The 19,448-nt window shown below is 69.3% G+C and carries 17 protein-coding genes; 6 read left to right on the top strand and 11 right to left on the bottom strand.

The genetic code is table 11. From position 1 onward, the window contains the following. Positions 1-2 precede the first annotated feature (2 nt). From HDC31_RS00440 to HDC31_RS00485, 10 genes are all read right to left on the bottom strand, one after another. The gene (locus HDC31_RS00440; protein ID WP_113680089.1) at positions 3-968 is read right to left on the bottom strand and encodes a squalene cyclase; all 966 of its coding nucleotides are present in this window, start codon (positions 966-968) and stop codon (positions 3-5) included. A 44-nt stretch (positions 969-1,012) separates the two neighbouring features. After that, positions 1,013-3,049 carry a hypothetical protein gene (locus HDC31_RS00445; RefSeq protein WP_179515708.1) on the bottom strand — a complete coding sequence of 679 codons (2,037 nt, stop codon included), beginning with the start codon at positions 3,047-3,049 and terminating at the stop codon, positions 1,013-1,015. Positions 3,050-3,053: 4 nt separating this feature from the next. Then, positions 3,054-4,037: a glycoside hydrolase family 130 protein gene (locus HDC31_RS00450; protein ID WP_113681481.1), complete on the bottom strand. Its 984-nt coding sequence runs from the start codon at positions 4,035-4,037 to the stop codon at positions 3,054-3,056. Positions 4,038-4,066: 29 nt separating this feature from the next. Next, positions 4,067-4,909 carry a carbohydrate ABC transporter permease gene (locus HDC31_RS00455; protein WP_113681482.1) on the bottom strand — a complete coding sequence of 281 codons (843 nt, stop codon included), beginning with the start codon at positions 4,907-4,909 and terminating at the stop codon, positions 4,067-4,069. Then, complete coding sequence (locus tag HDC31_RS00460; protein WP_113681483.1) at positions 4,906-5,802, bottom strand: carbohydrate ABC transporter permease; 897 nt, start codon at positions 5,800-5,802, stop codon at positions 4,906-4,908. Before HDC31_RS00460 ends, HDC31_RS00455 begins: the two co-directional genes overlap by 4 nt. A gap of 4 nt (positions 5,803-5,806) precedes the next feature. Then, the gene (locus tag HDC31_RS00465) at positions 5,807-7,072 is read right to left on the bottom strand and encodes an extracellular solute-binding protein (RefSeq protein WP_113681484.1); all 1,266 of its coding nucleotides are present in this window, start codon (positions 7,070-7,072) and stop codon (positions 5,807-5,809) included. Between the two features lie 67 nt (positions 7,073-7,139). After that, positions 7,140-8,129 carry a LacI family DNA-binding transcriptional regulator gene (locus HDC31_RS00470; protein WP_179515709.1) on the bottom strand — a complete coding sequence of 330 codons (990 nt, stop codon included), beginning with the start codon at positions 8,127-8,129 and terminating at the stop codon, positions 7,140-7,142. A 130-nt stretch (positions 8,130-8,259) separates the two neighbouring features. After that, positions 8,260-9,201, bottom strand: coding sequence for a J domain-containing protein (locus HDC31_RS00475; RefSeq protein ID WP_179515710.1), 942 nt, complete (start codon positions 9,199-9,201; stop codon positions 8,260-8,262). Between the two features lie 70 nt (positions 9,202-9,271). Next, positions 9,272-9,925 (bottom strand): YigZ family protein, encoded by a 654-nt coding sequence (locus HDC31_RS00480; RefSeq protein ID WP_113681717.1) that lies wholly within the window; start codon positions 9,923-9,925, stop codon positions 9,272-9,274. A gap of 30 nt (positions 9,926-9,955) precedes the next feature. Beyond that, the gene (locus HDC31_RS00485; protein ID WP_113681716.1) at positions 9,956-10,942 is read right to left on the bottom strand and encodes an aldo/keto reductase; all 987 of its coding nucleotides are present in this window, start codon (positions 10,940-10,942) and stop codon (positions 9,956-9,958) included. Positions 10,943-11,145: 203 nt separating this feature from the next. Here HDC31_RS00485 and HDC31_RS00490 point away from each other — a divergent pair, with 203 nt between their 5' ends. From HDC31_RS00490 to HDC31_RS00505, 4 genes are all read left to right on the top strand, one after another. Then, positions 11,146-13,269 (top strand): MMPL family transporter, encoded by a 2,124-nt coding sequence (locus HDC31_RS00490; RefSeq protein ID WP_179515711.1) that lies wholly within the window; start codon positions 11,146-11,148, stop codon positions 13,267-13,269. After that, the gene (locus HDC31_RS00495; RefSeq protein WP_179515712.1) at positions 13,235-14,581 is read left to right on the top strand and encodes a sensor histidine kinase; all 1,347 of its coding nucleotides are present in this window, start codon (positions 13,235-13,237) and stop codon (positions 14,579-14,581) included. The genes HDC31_RS00490 and HDC31_RS00495 overlap by 35 nt, the downstream gene beginning before the upstream one ends. Continuing rightward, the gene (locus tag HDC31_RS00500; protein ID WP_046748595.1) at positions 14,578-15,201 is read left to right on the top strand and encodes a response regulator transcription factor; all 624 of its coding nucleotides are present in this window, start codon (positions 14,578-14,580) and stop codon (positions 15,199-15,201) included. Before HDC31_RS00495 ends, HDC31_RS00500 begins: the two co-directional genes overlap by 4 nt. Positions 15,202-15,348: 147 nt before the next feature. After that, the gene (locus HDC31_RS00505) at positions 15,349-15,774 is read left to right on the top strand and encodes a DUF2871 domain-containing protein (protein WP_046748596.1); all 426 of its coding nucleotides are present in this window, start codon (positions 15,349-15,351) and stop codon (positions 15,772-15,774) included. Between the two features lie 17 nt (positions 15,775-15,791). Here HDC31_RS00505 and cycA read toward each other — a convergent pair whose 3' ends face one another. Next, entirely contained in the window at positions 15,792-17,261 is a 1,470-nt protein-coding gene (cycA, locus tag HDC31_RS00510; protein ID WP_113680369.1) for a D-serine/D-alanine/glycine transporter, read from the bottom strand. A gap of 155 nt (positions 17,262-17,416) precedes the next feature. Here cycA and HDC31_RS00515 point away from each other — a divergent pair, with 155 nt between their 5' ends. Both HDC31_RS00515 and HDC31_RS00520 read left to right on the top strand, forming a co-directional pair. After that, on the top strand, positions 17,417-18,889 hold the full coding sequence (locus HDC31_RS00515; protein ID WP_061015887.1) for an MATE family efflux transporter: 1,473 nt from the start codon (positions 17,417-17,419) through the stop codon (positions 18,887-18,889). A gap of 134 nt (positions 18,890-19,023) precedes the next feature. Next, on the top strand, positions 19,024-19,446 hold the full coding sequence (locus HDC31_RS00520; RefSeq protein ID WP_127012806.1) for a hypothetical protein: 423 nt from the start codon (positions 19,024-19,026) through the stop codon (positions 19,444-19,446). Positions 19,447-19,448 lie beyond the last annotated feature (2 nt).

Raw genomic sequence — 19,448 nt, forward strand, 5'->3', positions numbered from 1 at the left:
GTTCAGCGGCCGTCTGCACCGTCGAGCACGCGCGTGCCGATGAGGGTGAGCCATCGCGACGGCGCTCCCTCCTCGGCATCGACCGGGAACCAGGTGCGCCCGGGGAGCGCAGCGCCCTGCAGCCAGGTGCCGTCGTCCTGACGCGACCGCCTCACGAGATCGAGCGCATCGGTGATCCGCGGATCGGACGCGCCTCCCTCGTGCAAGCGGGCGTCGCGGAAGTGGTCGAGAGCGGTCAGCGCGCTGTACTGGTGCCGACTCGGGTAGACGAAGTGCGAGACGAACGGGCCCACGAGCTTGCCCGTCGACTCGCGGTACAGCAGTCGGCGGCGCAGCAGGTACTCCTCGCCCCGGTGCCTCGCCTCGCGCAGGGAATCGTCGCCGGTGAGACGTTCATACGACAGCATGCCGCGCAACGCATTGAGGGTCGAGTGGAACGAGGAGCGCACGGAATCGCCCTCCTCCGCCTCGCAGTTCCATCCGCCGTCGTCGAGCTGGTGCGCCGGGAACCAGCGGGCGAGTTCGGAGACATCGACTCCCAACCAGGCGCCGTTCGCCAGCGTGAAGGCGTTGATGCACACGTCGACCTCACCGCCCCAGAACGGCAGATCCTCGTACTCCCATCGGCAGTTGCGCGCAAGGCGCTCGGCGGTGTCTCCGAGCGCCGCGGCCTCGACGCCCCATTCCCGAAGCTGATTCAACGACCAGCTCGTGGCCGTCCAGGGCTGTATCGGCTGACGCGCCTCCTCGGTCTCGAAGTAGCCGCCGGGGAAGTGCGCTCCGCCGGCCCACTGCCCGTCGGCGTCCTGATGCGCGAGCAGTGCCGCACCCAGTCCCTCGGTCGCCACGCGTCGCCGGGTCGCCTGCCACACCCGTTCCGGTTCTCCCAGGAGGTCGCGTTCCACCTGCCAGCGCAGCGCCGGATCGGAATCGAGCAGCCAGTCCTTGGTCCGAGCCGTGATCGCCATGGGGGCACGCTACCCGTCGACCTGCGCCCCCCGGAAGGGGGGGTCTAGCTGCGCGTGACAGTGAACCCGGCTCCGCGGACGCGCACCCTTCCCCCACCGACAGCCTGCCCGCGCTGCGCGCCATCGGCCTCGTAGGCGCGTCCCGACCCCGCAGCCAGGGGAGCGACGCGCTGGTCCCGCCCCGTTCCGTCAGCGTAGAGCACGGCGGTCCCGCTCGTGGTCGCGTACACGGCGGAAGCGACGGCAGGCTGGACCACGAGCGCGTCAAGACGCACGTCTCCGCGGCTCGTGCAGCGCACGGTCACGGCCTCGCCCGGCAGATCTCCTCCCAGTCGCTCAGGCACGAGCATCCCGTCGGCCTCGGTCAACCCTCGCTCTCCCGTGCCGCCGGCGGGCGTGGTGGAGCGCCACAGCCGCTTCCGGCCACGGAACACCTCCCACACCGCGTCGCCGACCTCGGCGGACTGCCGCCAGATCAGGCCGTGCAGGATCCCGCCCGCCTCGGTCACGTCGAACTCGACCCACTCGCCGCGAGGGATGCGCACGTATGCGCCGCCGGAGAGGTTGCCTTCACCGATCCAGGCGCCGCCCTCCGGCCGCTCGACCGTTGAGCCGGGGGAGAGTCGTGCGGTCTCCGCCTCCAGCACCCGCAACCCCGAGAACGACCGCAGTCCGGTGATCGATGTCGCGAGGTCGGCCGCATCCCGGTTCGCGTCGAGCAGCTGCATCGTCAGCAGCCCGTGGATCGTCGACTCGGCACCCGAGTTGCGGTTCACCCGCCCGTCGGTCTCGACGCCATCGAAGGTGACCCCGGTCGCTGTGTCGTACACCGGAACGCCTGCCGTGTTCGCGCCGAAGAACCATCCGGCGGCGAGTCCTGCGAGCACGCGGAGTCCTTCCCCTCCGACCGCGGACGCCTGGAGCGCGCCGGCCACGCGACCGTGCGCGCCGTAGGCGATCTGCGCCTCGGCCGGAAGCGGTGCCCACGCATTGTGCGGCCCGCCCGATGCGAGCACCTGCGGGGTGAAGCGTCCGGCATCGGACAGCGCGGCCTCCGACCAGGCTCGTCGACGCAGCAGCGCCCCTCCTCGGGCCAGAGCCTCGGGGGCCGCGGCGCCCCACGCGTGCCAGAACCCGAGCGATCCGGTCCACGGCAGAACGGCGCCGAACGGCCAGCCCTGCGAAGGGTCGCTCGCCATCGCCGCGACACCGTCGCCGTAGGTCTGCAACGCAGCGCGACTGCGTGAGTCACCGGCCTCGGTCGCGGCGACCAGACCGAGCATGGCCTCGGCCGTGGCATCCGCTCCTCCGGCGATCAGCCACCCCGGCAGCCGGCGTCCGTCGCTGTGCACCCACTGCCCGGCGCGCGAGAGCGACTCCTGCCCGAGCGCGTCGAGGCACAGGTGCAGGCGGGCGAGGAGGAATGCTGCGAACTCCGGATCGTCGCGACGGAAGGCCGCGTAGCCCTCGCCGAAGGCCCAGACCGAACGGGCGAGCCAGTACGACTCCGCCGAGTCGGAGGGGTCGGGCAGTTCGACAGGGACGGCGCTGGGGGTCAGGGTGCCGTCCTCCTGCTGCCACAGCACCACACGCCCGGCATTCGGACCGGAGGCGGTCTGCAGGAAGGCGAGTGAGCGGAGCACGTCGCGGGCCTCGTCACGGCTCTGCGCGTCGCCCGCTGCCTTCCATTCGCGCAGGAACACGATGGCCGCGCGGGCGATGTCGTCGGCGTTGTACGCGCCCTGCGACCAGTGTCCCGTCACCGCATCCCGTGTGCCACCGCCGACCGGGCGATAGCCGCCTGCGCCGTCGGTGTCGGCGTAGGTCCAGGGCGCGCGGACCGCCGGTTGCGCCTCGATTCCGAACGTGGTGTGGGTCGCGCTCGCGACGACGGGAACATCGGCGAGGAGGAATCGCAGGTGGGCGAGGTTCGTCAGCCGTGGTCGACGCGCAGTCTCGGACGTCAGCACTGCCGTGCCGGTCGCAGTGTTCGTCGCGCCCCTGGCGGCGTCGACGGGGAGGAGGGCGAGCGCGGAGGCCGCCGCCGTGAACGTCAGGAAGGTGCGTCGAGAGGCATCCATGTCCTCACGCCTCTCCGCCGTCGCGCAGCGCGCGACCCCACGACTCGGCCGGATCGTGGATCGCGACCGCCAGAGTCGTGTCGGACTGCCCGTAGTACGCGAACCACTTTCCGTGGAACTTCACGAGCCCCTCCACGAAGGTCACGTTCGAGACGAGCCCGTGCATGTCCTCGAAGGTCTGCGGGCGCAGCCACGGTTCCTGCAGGCGGGCGATGACCTTCGTCGGCTCGTCCGGGTCGATGGCGATCTGCCCGCAGCGGTAGTCGACGTCGACGGTGCCGTCGTCGTGCACCACACGGGTGGCACCGTTGGTGAGGAACAGCAGCAGGCCGTTGTCGGTGACCACAGGGGAGGTGCCGATCTCGACGAGCGCCTCGTCCCAGGTGCCGGGCGTCGGCGAGTACATCGGCTCGGTGTCGGCGGTGCCGGGAGTCCAGTGGATCAGGTCGTCGCTGGTCGCCCAGTAGATCGCGCCCTCGCCGAAGTACATCCACCACTTGCCGTGCATCCGCTGCGGAACGATGACCCCGGCCTTGGACCAGTTGAAGCCGCGCGGGTCCATGGTCTTGAAGGTGTCGAAGTCGTCGAAGAGCGGGCCGTGCTTGGTCCAGGTGCGCAGGTCGGTCGAGGTCGCCAGGCACAGCTGTGCGCTCCGGCGGTCCCAGCCCGTGTAGGTGAGGTAGTACGTGCCGTCGATCAGCGCGATGCGCGGGTCTTCGCACCCGTAGGTCTCGTAGTCCTCGGAGGGGGAGAGGATCGGCGCATCCTCTCGGGTGAACGTCACCCCGTCCGTCGAGCGGGCGATACCGATGTGGGAGACGATGTCGTCGGCGTGCGCCCGGTAGAGCAGCACGACCTCGTCGCCGTCGACGATGGCCGCCGGGTTGTAGAGGTTGGCCGACTCCCAGCTGTCGCCGCGCGGACGCAGGATCGGGTTGCCCTCATAGGGCGTGAACGGACCGAGGGGGAAGGAGGCTCCGGAGAACATGGGGGCCCTTTCTTGCTGGGGGATGGAGGCTAGCCTTTGACGGCCGCGCCGAGATCAGTGGCCTTGAAGAAGCGCTGGAAGACGACGAACAGGATGACGACGGGGAACGCGAGCGCCGTGGCGCCGGCGAGGATCGCACCGTTCGGGTTGGCCGTGGACTGCGCCACGTTGGAGATGTAGTTCGCCAGTGACACGGCCAGCGGCTGCAGGCTCGCATCCTTCGTGATGAGGAATGGCCAGAGGAACTCGTTCCAGGGGCCGATGAAGGTGACCAGCACGACCGTGACCAGCACGGGGCGGATGAGCGGGATCGCGACGGATGTCAGCAGACGGATCTCGCCCGCACCGTCGATCCGCGCCGCTTCGAAGATCTCCACCGGCAGCGCCTTGAAGAACTGCACGAAGATGAACACCGCCGTGGTGTTGATCAGGAACGGCAGGATCATGCCCATGTACGAGTCGCCGAGGCCGTAATTGCGCGTGATCTGCACGTAGAGCGGGATCATCAGCAGCTGGAACGGCACCATCTGCACGAGCAGCATCAGCACCCAGATCACGCCGCGCCCACGGAAGTCGAGACGGGCGATCGCGTAGCCGGCGAGCAGGCCGAACACGACGGTCCCCAGCAGCACGCCGGCTGTGAAGATCAGCGAGTTCAGCAGCGAGCCGACCAGGTCGATGCGCGAGTCGATCGCGACGAAGTTGTCGACCGTCCACCCGCTCGTCGGGAACAGCTCGCTGGGGGAGTTCGTCGGACTCTCCTGGAACGCCCCCACGATCATGAAGTAGAACGGGAAGGCGAAGCCGATGGCCGCGATCGTGAGCAGGATGATGCTCAGGATGCGGGGGGCTGAACGCGTGCGTTTCATCATCGCTCCCTGGTCGCTCGGTTGGCCGCCAGCGAGAGCATGCCGACGAGGATCACGAGGATCATGCCGATGGCCGCTGCGGTGTCGGGGTTCTGCTGCTGGATGCCCAGCTGATAGATCAACAGCACCGGGGTGGTCGATGCGCCGTCAGGGCCGCCCCCGTTGGTGAGCAGATACGGCTCGGTGAAGAGGTTGGCTCCGGTGATGATCGACAGGATCAGCACGAGGGTCGTGGCGCTGCGCACCCCGGGGATCGTGACGTGTCGGAAGCGCGAGAGCACCCCGGCGCCATCGGTCTCCGCCGACTCGTACAGCTCCTTCGGCACGTTCTGCAGCGCCGCCAGATACAGCAGGATGTAGAACCCGAGCTGCTTCCAGGTCACGTAGAACGCGATCATCGGCATCGCGAGTCCGCTGTTGACGAGCCACGACGGGTCGGGGGCGAGCGGGCCGAGGATCGTGTTGATCAGCCCGTTGCCCGAGAACAGCAGCATCCACACGCCCACCAGCGAGACGCTCGCCGTGAGATACGGCACATAGAACGCGACTCGGTACGCCGCGACCCACCGGATGCCGGTGTTCAGGGCCGCGGCGAGCACCAGGGCGAGCACGGCCGTGAGGGGCACGTTGATGACCAGGAAGATCAGGGTGTTGCGGAACGAGCCGAGCACTCGCGGGTCGGTGAGCACCGTGACGAAGTTGTCGAAGCCCACGAACGGGCGGTCGACCTCGGTGCCGGGAGCGGTGAAGAAGTAGTCGTGGAAGGCGATGTAGACCGCGAACGCGAGGGGGTAGGCGAAGATCGCGATCACGAACACGAAGTACGGCAGCGCGAACAGTCCACCGATCGGTTGCGCACCCAGCCATCGGGTGCGCAACCTCTTCTTGTCGGTCACGGCGTCACTCGGCGACGAGCGCGTCGATCTTCTTCGCCGCGTTCCCGAGGAAGTCGTCGATCGACTCCTTGTCGAAGATCACGGCCGAGGAGTACTCGTCGCGGAATGCCTGCCACGCCTCGACGGAGTTCGGGATGCTGGGCACGTCGGCGGTCTTCTCTGCCTGCTCGGCGAACGCCACGTAGTTCGGGTTCGCGGCGAAGTAGTCGCCGTAGGTGTCGGTGAGGCCGGTGCGCATCGGCATCTGCCCCGTGGCCTCGAGCAGCTGGCCGTCGCTGTCCTCGCTGGTGGAGAACTTCAGGAACTCCCACGCCGTGCCCTGGTTCTTGCACGCCGTGAACATCGACACGCTCTTCGAGTCGGCGAACGTCGTGGGGGCCTCGCGGCCGTCGCTGGTCGGCACCGGCATGAAGCCGACGTCGACCGTGTCGGCATAGGAGGGGATCGCCCAGGGGCCGGCGAGCTGCATGGCGGTGGTGCCGGCCGACATTGCGTCATCGGTCGAGGCCTCGTTCGGCGACAGCTTCTCGTCGTAGAAGGTCTTCCAGAACTCGGAGACGGTGCGCCCGGCATCCGAGTCGAAGGTGGACTTGCCGTCTTCGACGAGCATCGTGCCGTCGGTCTCGGCCAGGTACAGCGGATAGAAGTCGAACCACGGCTGGTAGAACTCACTCGTCGGTGCCGGCCAGATCGCACTCTGCACGCCCGAGGCGACGATCGCGCGCGACCCCTCGAGGAACGCGTCGTACGTGTTCATCTGCGGTTCTTCGGGGTCGATCCCCGCGGCCTGGAAGAGCGCCTTGTTGTACATGACCATCACGGGGTTCGACTTCCACGGGAGCTGGTAGAAGCTGCCATCGCTCGCGTAGGCGTCGACCTCTCCGCCGCGCTCGGTGATGTAGTCGCTGCCGCCGTCGATCTTGCTGAGGTCGACGAGTCCGCCCTGCTTGACCCAGCCCGAGACCGCGGCCGGCGCCACGTTGTAGACGAGGCAGGGAGCCGTGCCCGCGGTGATCGCGGCGGTGATCGCCTCTTCCGACGACGAGCCAGCGGGGATCTCCTGCGCCTTGACCTTCTCGTCGGGGTGCTCGGCGTTCCATGCCTCGACCACTGCGGTGCCCCAGGCGAGTTCCTGTTCGTTGTTGGAGAGCCAGATGCTGATGGGCCCGGTGCCGTCGGCGGATCCTTCGCCGCCGCCCCCTCCGGCCGAGCATCCGGTGGCGATGAGAGCGGTGGCGCCGATCAGGGCGATTGCGCGGAGCTTCTTCATGGTGTCCTCCTTGACACTGCGGGTGATGACGCTGCGGGTGGTGATGCTGTGGTGATGCGGATATCGACTAGCTCGTGCTCTCCCGGAAGTGCACGACGTTGCAGTCGACGATCTCGGTGCGCGGCTGCGCCCCGAGGATGTCTGCCCGCAGGAGGCGGGCGGCGGCGCGGCCCCGGGCCGCGGGGTCGGACGAGACGCTGGTCAGCGCCGGAGACAGGTGGGCGGAGAGGTGGTCGTCATCGAAGCCCGAGATCGCGAGGTCCTGCGGGATCGAGAGGCCCTGGGAGCGCGCGTAGGAGAGGCCGGCGATGGCCATGGTGTCGTTCGAGTAGAGGACCGCGGTCGGGCGGTCGGGCAGGGCGAGGAGCTCGGCGGTGCGGGTGCGCCCGCTCGCGGCGGTGAAATCGCCCTCGCGGAGCAGCTCGTCGTCGCCGATCGCCGCGACGTACGCGTCGGCGCGCGCCTTCGAGTGCACGTAGTCGAGCGGACCCGAGACGTGGGCGATGCGCTCGTGCCCGGCGGCCCGGAGGTGCGCGATGATCTCGCGGACCGGGGCGGTGTCGTCGGTGCGCACGCACGAGAACCCGGTCGGCTGGTCGTAGGCGCCCACCAGCACGGTGGGCAGTCCGAGGTCGTCGAGGAAGGGCACGCGCCAGTCGTCGGTGCGCAGGTCGAGCAGGAGGGCACCGTCGGCCCTGCCGTGGGTGAGCGTGCGGTAGGCGCGCTCTTCGGCATCGCGGCCGGAGACGACCTGGAGCAGGAGTGCCGTCTCGGTCTCGGCGAGCACCGACTCGACGCCGGCGATGAACGCGGGGAAGAAGGAGTCGTTCGCGATGACCTGGGGATCGCGAGCGAGCACCACGGCGACGGCGTTGGCCCGACGGGTGGCGAGGGCTCGCGCGCTCTGGCTCGGTGCCCAGTTCAGCTTCTCGGCCGCAGCGAGCACCTTCGCCTTCGTCTCGTCGGAGATCGGGCGGTTGCCGCTGAGGGCGTGCGAGACCGTGGCCTTCGTGACGCCTGCTTCGCGAGCGACATCGGCGATGGTCGTGCGGCTCATGCCACCTCCTCGTGGATTCCGGACGCTCCGATGCGCTCATCGGTGAACCGGTTTGACGAGTGTAAACCGGTTTGATCGCGGAAGTCAACGATGCCATCCGATTCCTCCGGAGGTATGGCGAGAGGCGGGATCAGACGAAGCGGACGGTCTGCTGCAGCCGCGTGCGCACGTCGAACAGCTCGTTGCCGCCGATCGCCCGCGCCTGCGGGACGCCCTGGCGCAGCACCATGGCGAGGGCGCTGCGTCGTACCACGACGACCGGAACTCCGCGGCTCGTGCCCAGCGGCGTGACGGCCTGGGCGAGGTCGTCATCAGGCAGCACGATGATCATGCCGCCGAAGCGCACGCGCGCAGCCTTGGCGATCGTGCGCATCCTGCTGAGCGCGGCGGTGACGGGCGCGCGGGTTCCCAGGCTCGGGCCGGTGATCTCTCCGCGACGGAAGCCGACCACTCCGCCGAAGTCCTCCGACATCACGCCGTACAGTCCTGAAGGCCCCAGCACCACGTGATCGAGCTTGTCGTCGGCATCCGCTCCCACCGCGACGTCGTGCCACACCGTGAAGCCCATGCCGAGGTCGGACACCGTGCGGGCCGTGGCCTCTTCTGCCAGGGCGTCGGCGAGGAGTCGACGCAGATCGCGCGGAGCCGAGCGCACGAGGGCGGGGTCGTAGGGATCGGGGACCTCGACGCCGCGGCCGGCCCATTCGCGGATGAGTGCGAGGTAGCGCTCACGACGCCATCCGCCGGGGTGGCCGTAGGAGCGGGCGCGGGGGCGGGTGTCGGTGCGGGCTGCGGGCGGGCGCCATCCGCTCCACTCCGCCGCGGGGTCGGCTGCTGCGCCGGGCGTCGTGGTCGGTACGCCGGTGCGGCGGTCGTAGGCGGCGCGGCTCTCGACGGTGCCGACCAGCTCCCACGCGCGCTGCACCTGGATGAAGACCGCGGCGTCGCCGCCGGTGTCCGGATGCGTCTGGCGCAATCTCAGACGATAGGCACGGCGCAGCTCGACGTCATCGACGGTGGGGTCGACTTCGAGGATCTCGTAGGCCGAAGCCGAGAGCGGACTGTCGAACATCGCTCTCCCTCCGCGACCGCGGCATCCAGGATATCCGCCGCTCCTTGTGGGTTGGCCGATCCGACAAGCCTCAGGCGGGCACGTCGACGATGCGCTCCACCCCGAGGACAGGGGTGATCGAGCCGGCGGATGCCGCGGCCAGGTCATCGGCCAGGCGGGGGAGCTCTTCTTCGGGCGCCCACAGTTCGAGCGTGGCCATCGCCGCGTATGCCGGATCGCCGAGCGTCGCGCCGTGATGCGTCGCCCACTCGCGCAGCAGATTGTCGTAGCGCCCCGCCTCCGCGTGCGGAACCTCGAGCGTGACCTGTCGGAGGGCCGCTCGCCGCACGAGCGAGGCCAGATCGAGCGACTCGGACACGGCGGAGGAGTAGGCACGCACCAGACCGCCCGCGCCGAGTTTCACGCCGCCGAAGTAGCGGGTCACCACTGCGACCACATCGGTCAGGTCGCGCCGACGCAGCACTTCGAGCATCGGGATGCCCGCGGTCCCCGACGGCTCACCGTCATCAGAGGACCGCGCCTGATCGCCGAGCAGTCCGGTCACCATCGCGGTGCAGTTGTGGTTGGCGTCCCACGCCCGCTTGCGGATGCCGGCGATCACGGCCTCGGCCTGCTCGACAGAAGCCACGGGCTCGATGCGGGTCAGGAAGCGCGACTTGCGGATGACGATCTCGTGCTCGACAGCGGCCGCGATGGTCGCGGGGTAGCTGCGGGCCGAGGTCACCCGCCTCACGATACCGAGGCCGCACGTCGGTCAACGGTCGACGAACGCCATCTGCTGCGGGTTGTAGCGGTCGCCACTCACCCCGATGCGCGTCGCGAGGGTCGAGAGGTCGGCGACCTCGTCGGCCGAGAGCGCGACGGCCGTGCTCCCGGCGTTCTCCGCGATACGCGCGGTGCGCCGTGTGCCGGGGATCGGCACGATCCCTGGCTGCTGGGCGAGCAGCCAGGCCAGCGCGATCTGCCCGGGGGTGGCCTCCTTCGCCGCGGCCAGCTCGGCCACGTGCGCCACGAGCGCCTGGTTCGCCGCCCGGTTCTCGGCCGTGAACCGCGGGATCGTGGCGCGGATGTCCCCGGCGGCGAAGTCGGCCGCGGTGTCGACGGTGCCGGTCAGGAATCCCTTGCCGAGCGGGCTGAAGGGTACGAAACCGATGCCCAGTTCGGCGAGCACCGGCAGGATCTCGGCCTCGGGGTCACGGGTCCACAGCGAGTATTCGCTCTGCAGCGCGGTGACCGGGTGCACGGCGTGCGCGCGACGGATGGTGTCGGCCGAGGCCTCTGAGAGCCCGAAGTGGTGCACCTTGCCTTCCGCGATCAGCTCGCCGACGGTCCCGGCCACGTCCTCGATCGGCACCTCGGGGTCGACGCGGTGCTGGTAGAACAGATCGATCACATCGGTGCGCAGACTCCGCAGCGAGGCCTCGGCCACCCGCCGTATCTGCTCAGGGCGGCTGTTCAGCCCCACGCTCCTGCCGTCTACGATGTCCCACCCGAACTTGGTCGCGAGCACGACCCGGTCGCGGAGGGGTTCGAGAGCCTCGCCGACGAGCTCCTCGTTCACGTACGGGCCGTACACCTCGGCCGTATCGAAGAAGTCGACGCCGTGATCGAGTGCCGACCGCAGCACGGCGATCATGTCGTCGCGGCTGCCCGGGTTGGGTCCGTAGCTCTGCGACATGCCCATGCAGCCGAGGCCGACCGCCGAGACCTGCAGGCCCTGTCCGAGAGTGCGTGTGTGCATGGGGTGGTCCTTTCCTCGTGGTCGCAGACGGATCGGCGGCGCTGGATCCGACGTTACGCGCGGGCACGATCACGAGGGAGTCCCTGACAGAACCCCGCTGACCGGAACCCCCTTCCAGGTGTGGGCGGATCCATCGAACGGTGGAGAGGGGTGTCAGCCCCCTGTCCGATCCCCGCGACGGGGGCGGCGGCTGGACTGGATGCATGCTCCGCACCCTCCGTTCCCTTCCCCTGTGGCTCACCTCGCGGCGCGGCGGGTGGATCTCCCTGCTCGTCGCGCTCGTCGCGTTCACCGCTCTGCTCGGCGCGCTGGGTCGGGCATCGCTCCCCGCGGGAAACGATGTGGCTCCGCCGGACTCCGAATCCGCGCGGGCGGCCGTGCTCGCCGCGGGCTTCGATGATGCGGACGAGGGCACGGTGCTCCTGGTCGCGACCAGAGACGACGGTGCGCAGCTCGGCGATGCCGACCTCGACGCTCTCTCCGATCTCGCGGCGGACGTCCGAGCCGAGACCGGGCGCGAGCCGCACGGACCGATCGTCAGCGACGACGGAGAGGCCGCGGCGATCCAGGCGACGCTGACCCTGGAAGACGACGATGCCGCCGCGGACGCCGTGCGCGATCTGCGCGGCACCGTGACGCAGCATCCGATCGACGGGGTGAGCGTACAGGTCACAGGCGGACCGGCGTTCGGTGTGGACGTCGCCTCGGCGTTCGACGGAGCCGACTTCACGCTGTTGATGGTGACCCTCGGGATCGTGGCGCTGCTGCTCATCGTCACGTACCGCTCGCCTGTGCTGTGGATGGTCCCCCTGGTGGTGGTCGCGCTCGCCGATCAGCTGGCGAACAAGGCGACGGCGGCGATCGGGGCGGGTCTCGGACTGCAGTTCGACTCCGGCATCGTGAGTGTTCTCGTCTTCGGCGCCGGCACGAACTACGCCCTCCTGCTGATCTCGCGCTATCGCGAGGAGCTCGCGCGCGAGACCGACCACCGCCGTGCCCTCGTGGGCGCATGGCGGGCCACTGCACCGGCGATCGTCGCCTCGAACGTGACCGTGGTCCTCGCTCTGTCGACCCTGACCCTTGCGGTGATCCCCGGTACACGCGGGCTCGGTATCGCGTCGGCCGTGGGACTCCTGATCGCGCTCGCCGCCGTGCTGCTGGTGCTGCCACCCGCGCTCGCCGTATGCGGGCGGCGCCTCTTCTGGCCGTTCGCGCCGCGGGTGGGCGACGCCGCCGTGACGGGTCGTGTGTGGGGTGCGGTGGCGCAGCGCGTCTCCCTGCGCCCGTGGGTGCCCCTGGTCGGTGCGCTCGCGTTGCTCGGCGTCTTCGCGGGTGGTCTCGCGGGGGCCTCGGTCGGGCTCACGCAAGTCGAGAAGTTCCGTGTCGCTTCCGAGTCGGCGGCGGGTCTCACAGCGCTCGGCGAGCACTTCCCCGCGGGAGAGGCCCAGCCGATGATCGTGATCGGCGATGTGTCGGACACCGATGCGCTGACCGCGGCGATCGGCGATGTGCCCGGGGTGCTCCGGGTGTCGACGACGGGGGAGAGCACCGACGGCGCGCTCGTCCGGCTGCTCGTCGTGGGACATCCCGCGCCGGGAACGCCCGAGAGCCTCGACCTGGTCGGGGCAGTGCGAGAGGCCGCGCACGCCGTGCCCGGTGACGCCGTGGTCGGTGGCCCGGTGGCGGCCGACCTCGACGCCCGCGAGGGCAACCAGCGCGACCTGCTCCTGATCGTTCCCCTCGTGCTCGCGGTCAGTCTGCTCGTGCTCATCGTGCTCCTGCGCTCCCTGGTGGCACCCGTGTTGCTGCTCGCGGTGAACATCCTCAGCGCGGTCGCCGCGATCGGTGCGGGCACCTGGCTGAGCCGAGTCTTGTTCGGATGGGAGGCGCTGGACCTGCAGGTGCCGCTGCTCTCGTTCCTGTTCCTCGTGGCGCTGGGGATCGACTACACGATCTTCCTCGTCCACAGGACTCGCGTGGAGGCACGGACCGTCGGCACCCGTCAGGGGATGGTGAGCGCACTCACGGCGACGGGTGGCGTCATCACCAGTGCGGGTGTCGTGCTCGCCGCGGTGTTCGCCGCGCTCGGATTGCTGCCCCTGGTCACGCTCGGGCAGATCGGGCTCATCGTCGGCATCGGAGTGCTGGTCGACACCTTCGTGGTGCGCACACTGGTGGTTCCGGCGATCTTCGCGATCGTCGGCGAGCGGATGTGGTGGCCGGGAACCGCAGGGCGGAGAAGATCCCGGGCGGATCGAGGCGGAGAACGGCCGGACGGGGGAGAATACGAGCATGCCGCCGTCCCCAGCACCCGAGATGCGAGCTGAGTCGTCGCGGCCGGAGTCGTCGCGACCGGAGTCGTCGCGGCCGGAGCGCGCGGCAGGCTTCCGCGCTCCGCGCACGTGGGCGAGCCTGGTGGGGTCCATCCGGATCGGCCAGGCCGTCATCACCGTGGTGCTGCTCGTGGTCGGAGCCTGGCGCGCGGCGGCGGACGGCGTCCCGCTGCCGTGGGTGCTCGCCCTCTCGCTCGTCTTCCTCGGCTGGTACGGAGGAGGGTTGCTGCTCAGCGAGCGCACCTCCGACCGCCGTCTGGCGACGTGGTGGCTGCTCGGACTCACACTCATCTGGCTCGGCGCGGTCGTGGTGTCGCCGGAGTTCGTCTGGCTCGCGTTCCCCCTGTGGTTGCTCGCCGGGTTCGTGATGCGCCTGCGCTGGGCGCTGCTGCTCAGCGCGGCCGTCCTCGTCGTCGTGGTGACCGCTCCGCTGCTGCACACCGGCACCACGACCTATGCGAACGTGATCGGGCCTCTCGTCGGCGGAGTCTTCGCTCTAGGGATCTCCCGCGGATACCTCGAGCTCGTCCGCGATGGACGGGAGCGACGCCGACTGATCGCCTCGCTCGTGGCCACCCAGGAGGAGATGGCCGCGCTGCAGGACGAGCTGGCTCGCACCCAGCGCGAGTCGGGGGCGAGCGAGGAGCGCACCAGGGTGTCGCGCGACATCCACGACACCGTGGCGCAGAGCCTGTCGTCGATCGGGATGCTCACACGGTCCGCCCTGGAGGCGGACGACCCGGCGCAGCGTACCCGTGCCCTCGAACAGATCGGTGCGCTCGCTGCGGAGGGGATGGCCGATGCGCGGCGCATCGTGAACGCCCTGATGCCGGCCGAGCTCGAATCCACCGCGCTCGGCGACGCCCTGGCCCGCATGCTCGAGCGCCTCGCCGAGGAGACCGGGATCGAGGCGACGCTGCACGCCGACGACGACCTGCCGTCGCTCGGCATCGACGCCGAGGTCGCCCTGTTGCGCACGGCGCAGTCGGCCCTCGCGAACGTCCGCTCCCACGCATCCGCGACCAGGGTCGTCGTCACCCTCGCGGACGCCGGCGACGCGGTGCGGCTCGACATCGTCGATGACGGGATCGGTTTCGACGCGCGGCAGTGGGACCGGCAGCGGGACGCGCAGGGTGGCGTCGGCAGCACGGGTGGTGGCTACGGTTTGCGTTCGATGCGCGCGCGCCTGCGGGAACTCGGCGGAGGGCTCGACGTGGAGAGCGCCCCGGGAGACGGCACCGCGCTCTCGGCGCACATCCCCCTCGGCGGCACCGCTCAGGGGCGACGGAACGGAGGGGAGGGATGACCGCGGTGCGCGTGCTGCTCGTCGACGACCACCCCATCGTCCGGGCCGGCGTGCGCTCGCTGTTCGACCATCGCGATGACGTCGAGGTGGTGGGGGAAGCGGCATCCGGTGAGGAGGCCGTGGCCCTTGCGCGGCACCTGCATCCGGACGTCGTGCTGTGCGACCTGCGGCTCGGCGAGGGCATGGACGGCGTGCAGACGACCGCCGCCCTCCGCGCGCAGGAACCGGCACCCGCGGTGCTGATCCTGACGACGTTCGACCGCGACGCCGAGATCCTGGGAGCCATCGAGGCGGGAGCCGCGGGCTACCTCCTCAAGGATGTGGCGCCGGACGACATCGCGCGCGCGATCCGCCAGGCGGCGTCGGGGGCGCTTGTGCTCACCCCCGAGCTCAGCGAGAGGGTGGTGCGGGTGATGCGTGCGCCGCGGGTGCGCCTGACCGACCGGGAGCTCGAGGTGCTGCGTCTGCTCGACACCGGAGCATCCAACCGCGAGATCGCGAAGACCCTGTTCGTCACGGAGGCCACCGTGAAGACCCACCTCGTGCACGTGTTCGAGAAGCTCGGTGCCGACAGTCGCGCACGTGCCATCGCCATCGCGCACGACACCGGTCTGCTCTGAGCCGTCTGTCTGCTCTGAACGGGCTGGGTCCTCTAAGCGGCTGGGTCTTTCGAACGGCTGCGCCCTCGACGGGCCCGTTCTCAACCGTTCGATGGATCCCCGGAACGGTCACCCCGGCGAGGCTGGGATCAGACCGAAAGGATTCCGATGCGCCGCCTCTTCTCCGCCGCGTTCGCCTACATGCTCGTGGGCGTCGCCTCCGGACTCTTCTACCGAGAGTTCACCAAGATCAACGACTTCCCCGAGGGCGAGTCGACGCAGCTCGGCCTGGTGCACACGCACTTGCTCGTGCTCGGCTTCGTCGTCCTGCTGATCGTCCTGCTCCTCGAGAAAGCGTTCACGCTGTCCGAGAGCCGCCTGTTCGGCTGGTTCTTCTGGCTGTACAACGCGGGCCTCGTGCTCACGACGGCCATGATGATCTGGCACGGCAGCCTCACGGTGCTCGGCCAGGAGTCGAGCGGCATGATCGCCGGCATCGCAGGCCTCGGCCACATCCTCCTCAGCGCCGGCATGATCTTGCTGTTCCTCGCCCTCCGCAAGCGCCTGTTCGTCCCGAAGCCGGCCGTCGCCTGATTCGAAACGGGGAACCGTCAGTCCGCCTCCACCGAATCGTCGCGCAGGTGGGCGATGTGTGCCGCATGCCGCGCCAGGTGGTTCGGTGAGCGGCGCACGAACAGCCACGCCACGAACAGCACCACGAACCAGATCGGTGTCACGAGCAGCGCGGTCAACGTATCGGGCTGGGTCGTGAGCGCCCACAGGATGAACACGAAGAACGCCAGCACGACGTAGACCATGGACACGCCGCCGGGCAGCCGGAACGTCGATGCGGCGACCTTGTCCTTGCGCGTGCGCCGGTACACGAGGTAGCTGCACAGGAAGATCGTCCACACGAACATGAAGCACAGCGCCGAGACCGTGGTCACCATGTCGAAGGCCGTGCCGATGTCCTTGCCCGCATACAGCAGCACCACACCGGAGAGCAGCAGGATGCACGACAGGAACAGCGCGTTCTGCGGCACGCGGCGGCGGGAGAGGCGGGCGAACATGCGCGGGGCGTCGCCGTCCTGTGCGAGTCCGAACACCATGCGCGAGGTCGAGTAGATGCCGGAGTTGGCGCTCGACATGGCCGAGGTCAGCACCACGAGGTTCACGACGGTCGCGGCGATGCCCAGACCCGCGAGGGCGAACATCGCGATGAAGGGGCTCTCGCCTGCCACGTACTCGGTCCACGGGGTGACCGCCATCAGCACGATGAGCGCGCCCACGTAGAACAGCAGCACGCGGATCGGGATCGCGTTGATCGCCTTGGGGAGGTTGCGCTTCGGGTCCTTGGTCTCGGCCGCGGCGGTTCCCACGAGCTCGATGCCGACGAAGGCGAAAACGGCGATCTGGAACCCGGCGACGAAGCCCATGAATCCGTGCGGGAACATGCCGCCCTTGTCCCACAGGTTCGAGAAGCTCGCGGTGCCGGCGTCGTGCTGGAACCCGGTGAAGATCATCACGAGTCCGGTCACGATGAGCGCGACGATCGCGACGATCTTGATCAGCGCGAACCAGAACTCCATCTCGCCGAACGCGGCGACGGTGGGCAGGTTCAGGGCGAGCAGGACCACGATCACGAGGATGCCGGGGATCCACAGCGGGATTCCGGGGATGAGTGCGTCCGTGTAGCCGGCGATCGCGATCACGTCGGCGACTCCGGTGACCACCCAGCAGAACCAGTAGGTCCAGCCGGTGAAGAACCCCGCCCACGGGCCGAGCAGATCGCTCGCGAAGTCGCTGAACGACTTGTACTTCAGGTTCGACAGCAGCAGTTCGCCCATCGCCCGCATGACGAAGAAGAGCATGAAGCCGATGATCATGTAGACGAAGATCACGGATGGGCCCGCGACCGAGATGGTCTTGCCGCTGCCCATGAACAGTCCGGTGCCGATGGCGCCGCCGATCGCGAGCAGTTGGATGTGGCGGTTGCTCAGTGCGCGCCGCAGGTGCTGTTCCTCTCCGTCTGCGGCGACATCGCGCTCGCGTCCGGTTTCCCCCGTGTACTGCTCGGTCACTTTCTTCCTCCGGTCGTCGTCGACTGCGTCGATCCGAAGGTACCCGTCGACCGCGCGATGCTCGGAATCGAGATACGGTATTCCGTCGCGCCGAATCGATTCGATAGGCTTGTCGCACCCCCGATCAACCCCCCAGTTCTGCGAGCCGCTCCTTCATGGCCACCTCTCTCACCACGGGCCGCCCGTGGCGCGTCATCCTTGCCTTCTCCATCCCCCTTCTGCTCGGGAACGTGGTGCAGCAGCTGTACCAGTTCGCCGATGCCATCGTCGTCGGTCGGCACCTCGGCGTCACCTCCCTCGCGGCGGTCGGCGCGACCGGCAGCCTGCTGTTCCTGCTGCTCGGGTTCGCCTGGGGACTGACGAGCGGTTTCGCGATCCCGATCGCCCAGGCCTTCGGCGCGAGGGATGACGCGGCCGTGCGCCGTTCGGTCGCGACCGGTGTTCTGCTGAGCGTCATCACGAGTGTGATCCTGACGATCGGAGCGCCCCTCCTCGCCGGTCCGATCCTCGCGCTGCTGCAGACGCCGCCCGAGTTGATGGCCGAGGCCACGATCTTCACCCAGATCAGCTTCCTCGGTGCGAGCGCGACGATGTTCTTCAACTACCTCTCCGCGATCATCCGTGCGATCGGAGATTCCAAGACCCCGCTGGTGTTCCTCACCGTGTCGTGCGCCCTGAACGTCGGGCTCGTCGTCCTGATGGTCGGGCCGCTGGAGTGGGGTGTGGGCGGAGCCGCGCTCGCGACCGTGGTCGCCCAGGCGGTCTCGGTCGCCCTGTGCCTCGAGTTCGTGCGTCGTCGGCTGCCCATGCTCCACCTGCGCCGTGCGGACTGGCGGATCACCAGCGGTGACGTCGCTGAGCACCTGCGCCTCGGTCTGCCCATGGGATTCCAGGCGTCGATCATCGCGATCGGCACGCTGACCGTACAGGTCGCGCTCAACACCCTGGGGGCGGATGCGGTCGCGGCCTACACGACCGGATCCCGCGTCGACAGTCTCGCGGTGGCCCTGCTGTCATCGCTCGGACTCGCTGTCTCGATGTACGCCGCGCAGAACCACGGGGGTCGGCGTCCCGACCGCATCCGTCGCGGTGTGGTCGAGGCGACCTGGATGGCCGTCGTCGCCGGCTTGGTGCTCGGTGGACTGCTCATCGCCTTCGGTGCGCCGATGGTCCGTCTGTTCATCGGCGAGGGGTCGGACGACGTCGTCGACGAGGCGCATCGGATGCTCATCATCAACGGATGCGGGTACTGGGCGCTGGGCATGCTGTTCGTCCTGCGGGGAGCCCTGCAGGGACTCGGTCACACGCTCGTCCCCACGGTCACCGGCGTGATCGAGCTCGTGATGCGCGTGGGAGCGGCCATCGTGCTGGGCGCGTGGATCGGATTCGACGGAGTCGCCCTCAGCAACCCGCTCGCCTGGCTCGGCGCTATCGTCCTGCTCGTCCCCGCGTACGTCCGCGCGCACCGCGCCCTCGGTCGGCTGCCCATCGACCCGGCGGAGGCCACCGAGACCTCGGCCATCGCGATCGTCGGGCCGACCGACGGGTCGATGGTCGTGGACGCCGTGGTCACCCAGCCCGTCCGCGTCCTCCGCGCGCGCCGCCTGCGCTGGCCGCGCCGTCGCTGACGATCTCGTCGCTTTGTCCGCAGTGCACGGATATCCCTCTCCAGGATGATGCGGATCGCACTTGAGACGGATGCCCTCCCCGGGAGACACTTCTAATGTCGAATGAGTGGAGTAACCACTGACGGGGGGTCGTCATGACGACATTGAGAGTGGCCAGCGATCTGGCTGCGGTGATGGTGCCGATCGGTTACGTGGGTGCGGCGCTCGCCGCCATCTTCGCGATCGTCGCGGCGGTCGCCATCGTCCGGGGAGCCGGTGGGCTCGCCGGGGGCGCGGTGGGACTGTGGATCGTGGGAGCGCTGATGAGCTTCGCGGCGTCGTTCGCGCGCGACTGGACGCCGCTGATCCTGGCGGGCGGATCGCTCGTGGCGATGCTGATCGTCGGGAGCATCGTGCGTGCCATCGTCGACGCGGGCGGTGTCGGGCGCACCGACCGCACGGTCGAGGAGGCACTGCCGACCGCGATCCCGGCCTCGAAGGCTCCCCCCGCTCCGACGTCGAAGCCGGTGCTCACCAAGACCGGACCGGCGACGGCCTCGATCGCCATCGTCCGCTGAGC

The sequence above is a fragment of the Microbacterium sp. JAI119 genome (assembly GCF_013410135.1).
Classification (GTDB): domain Bacteria; phylum Actinomycetota; class Actinomycetes; order Actinomycetales; family Microbacteriaceae; genus Microbacterium; species Microbacterium oxydans.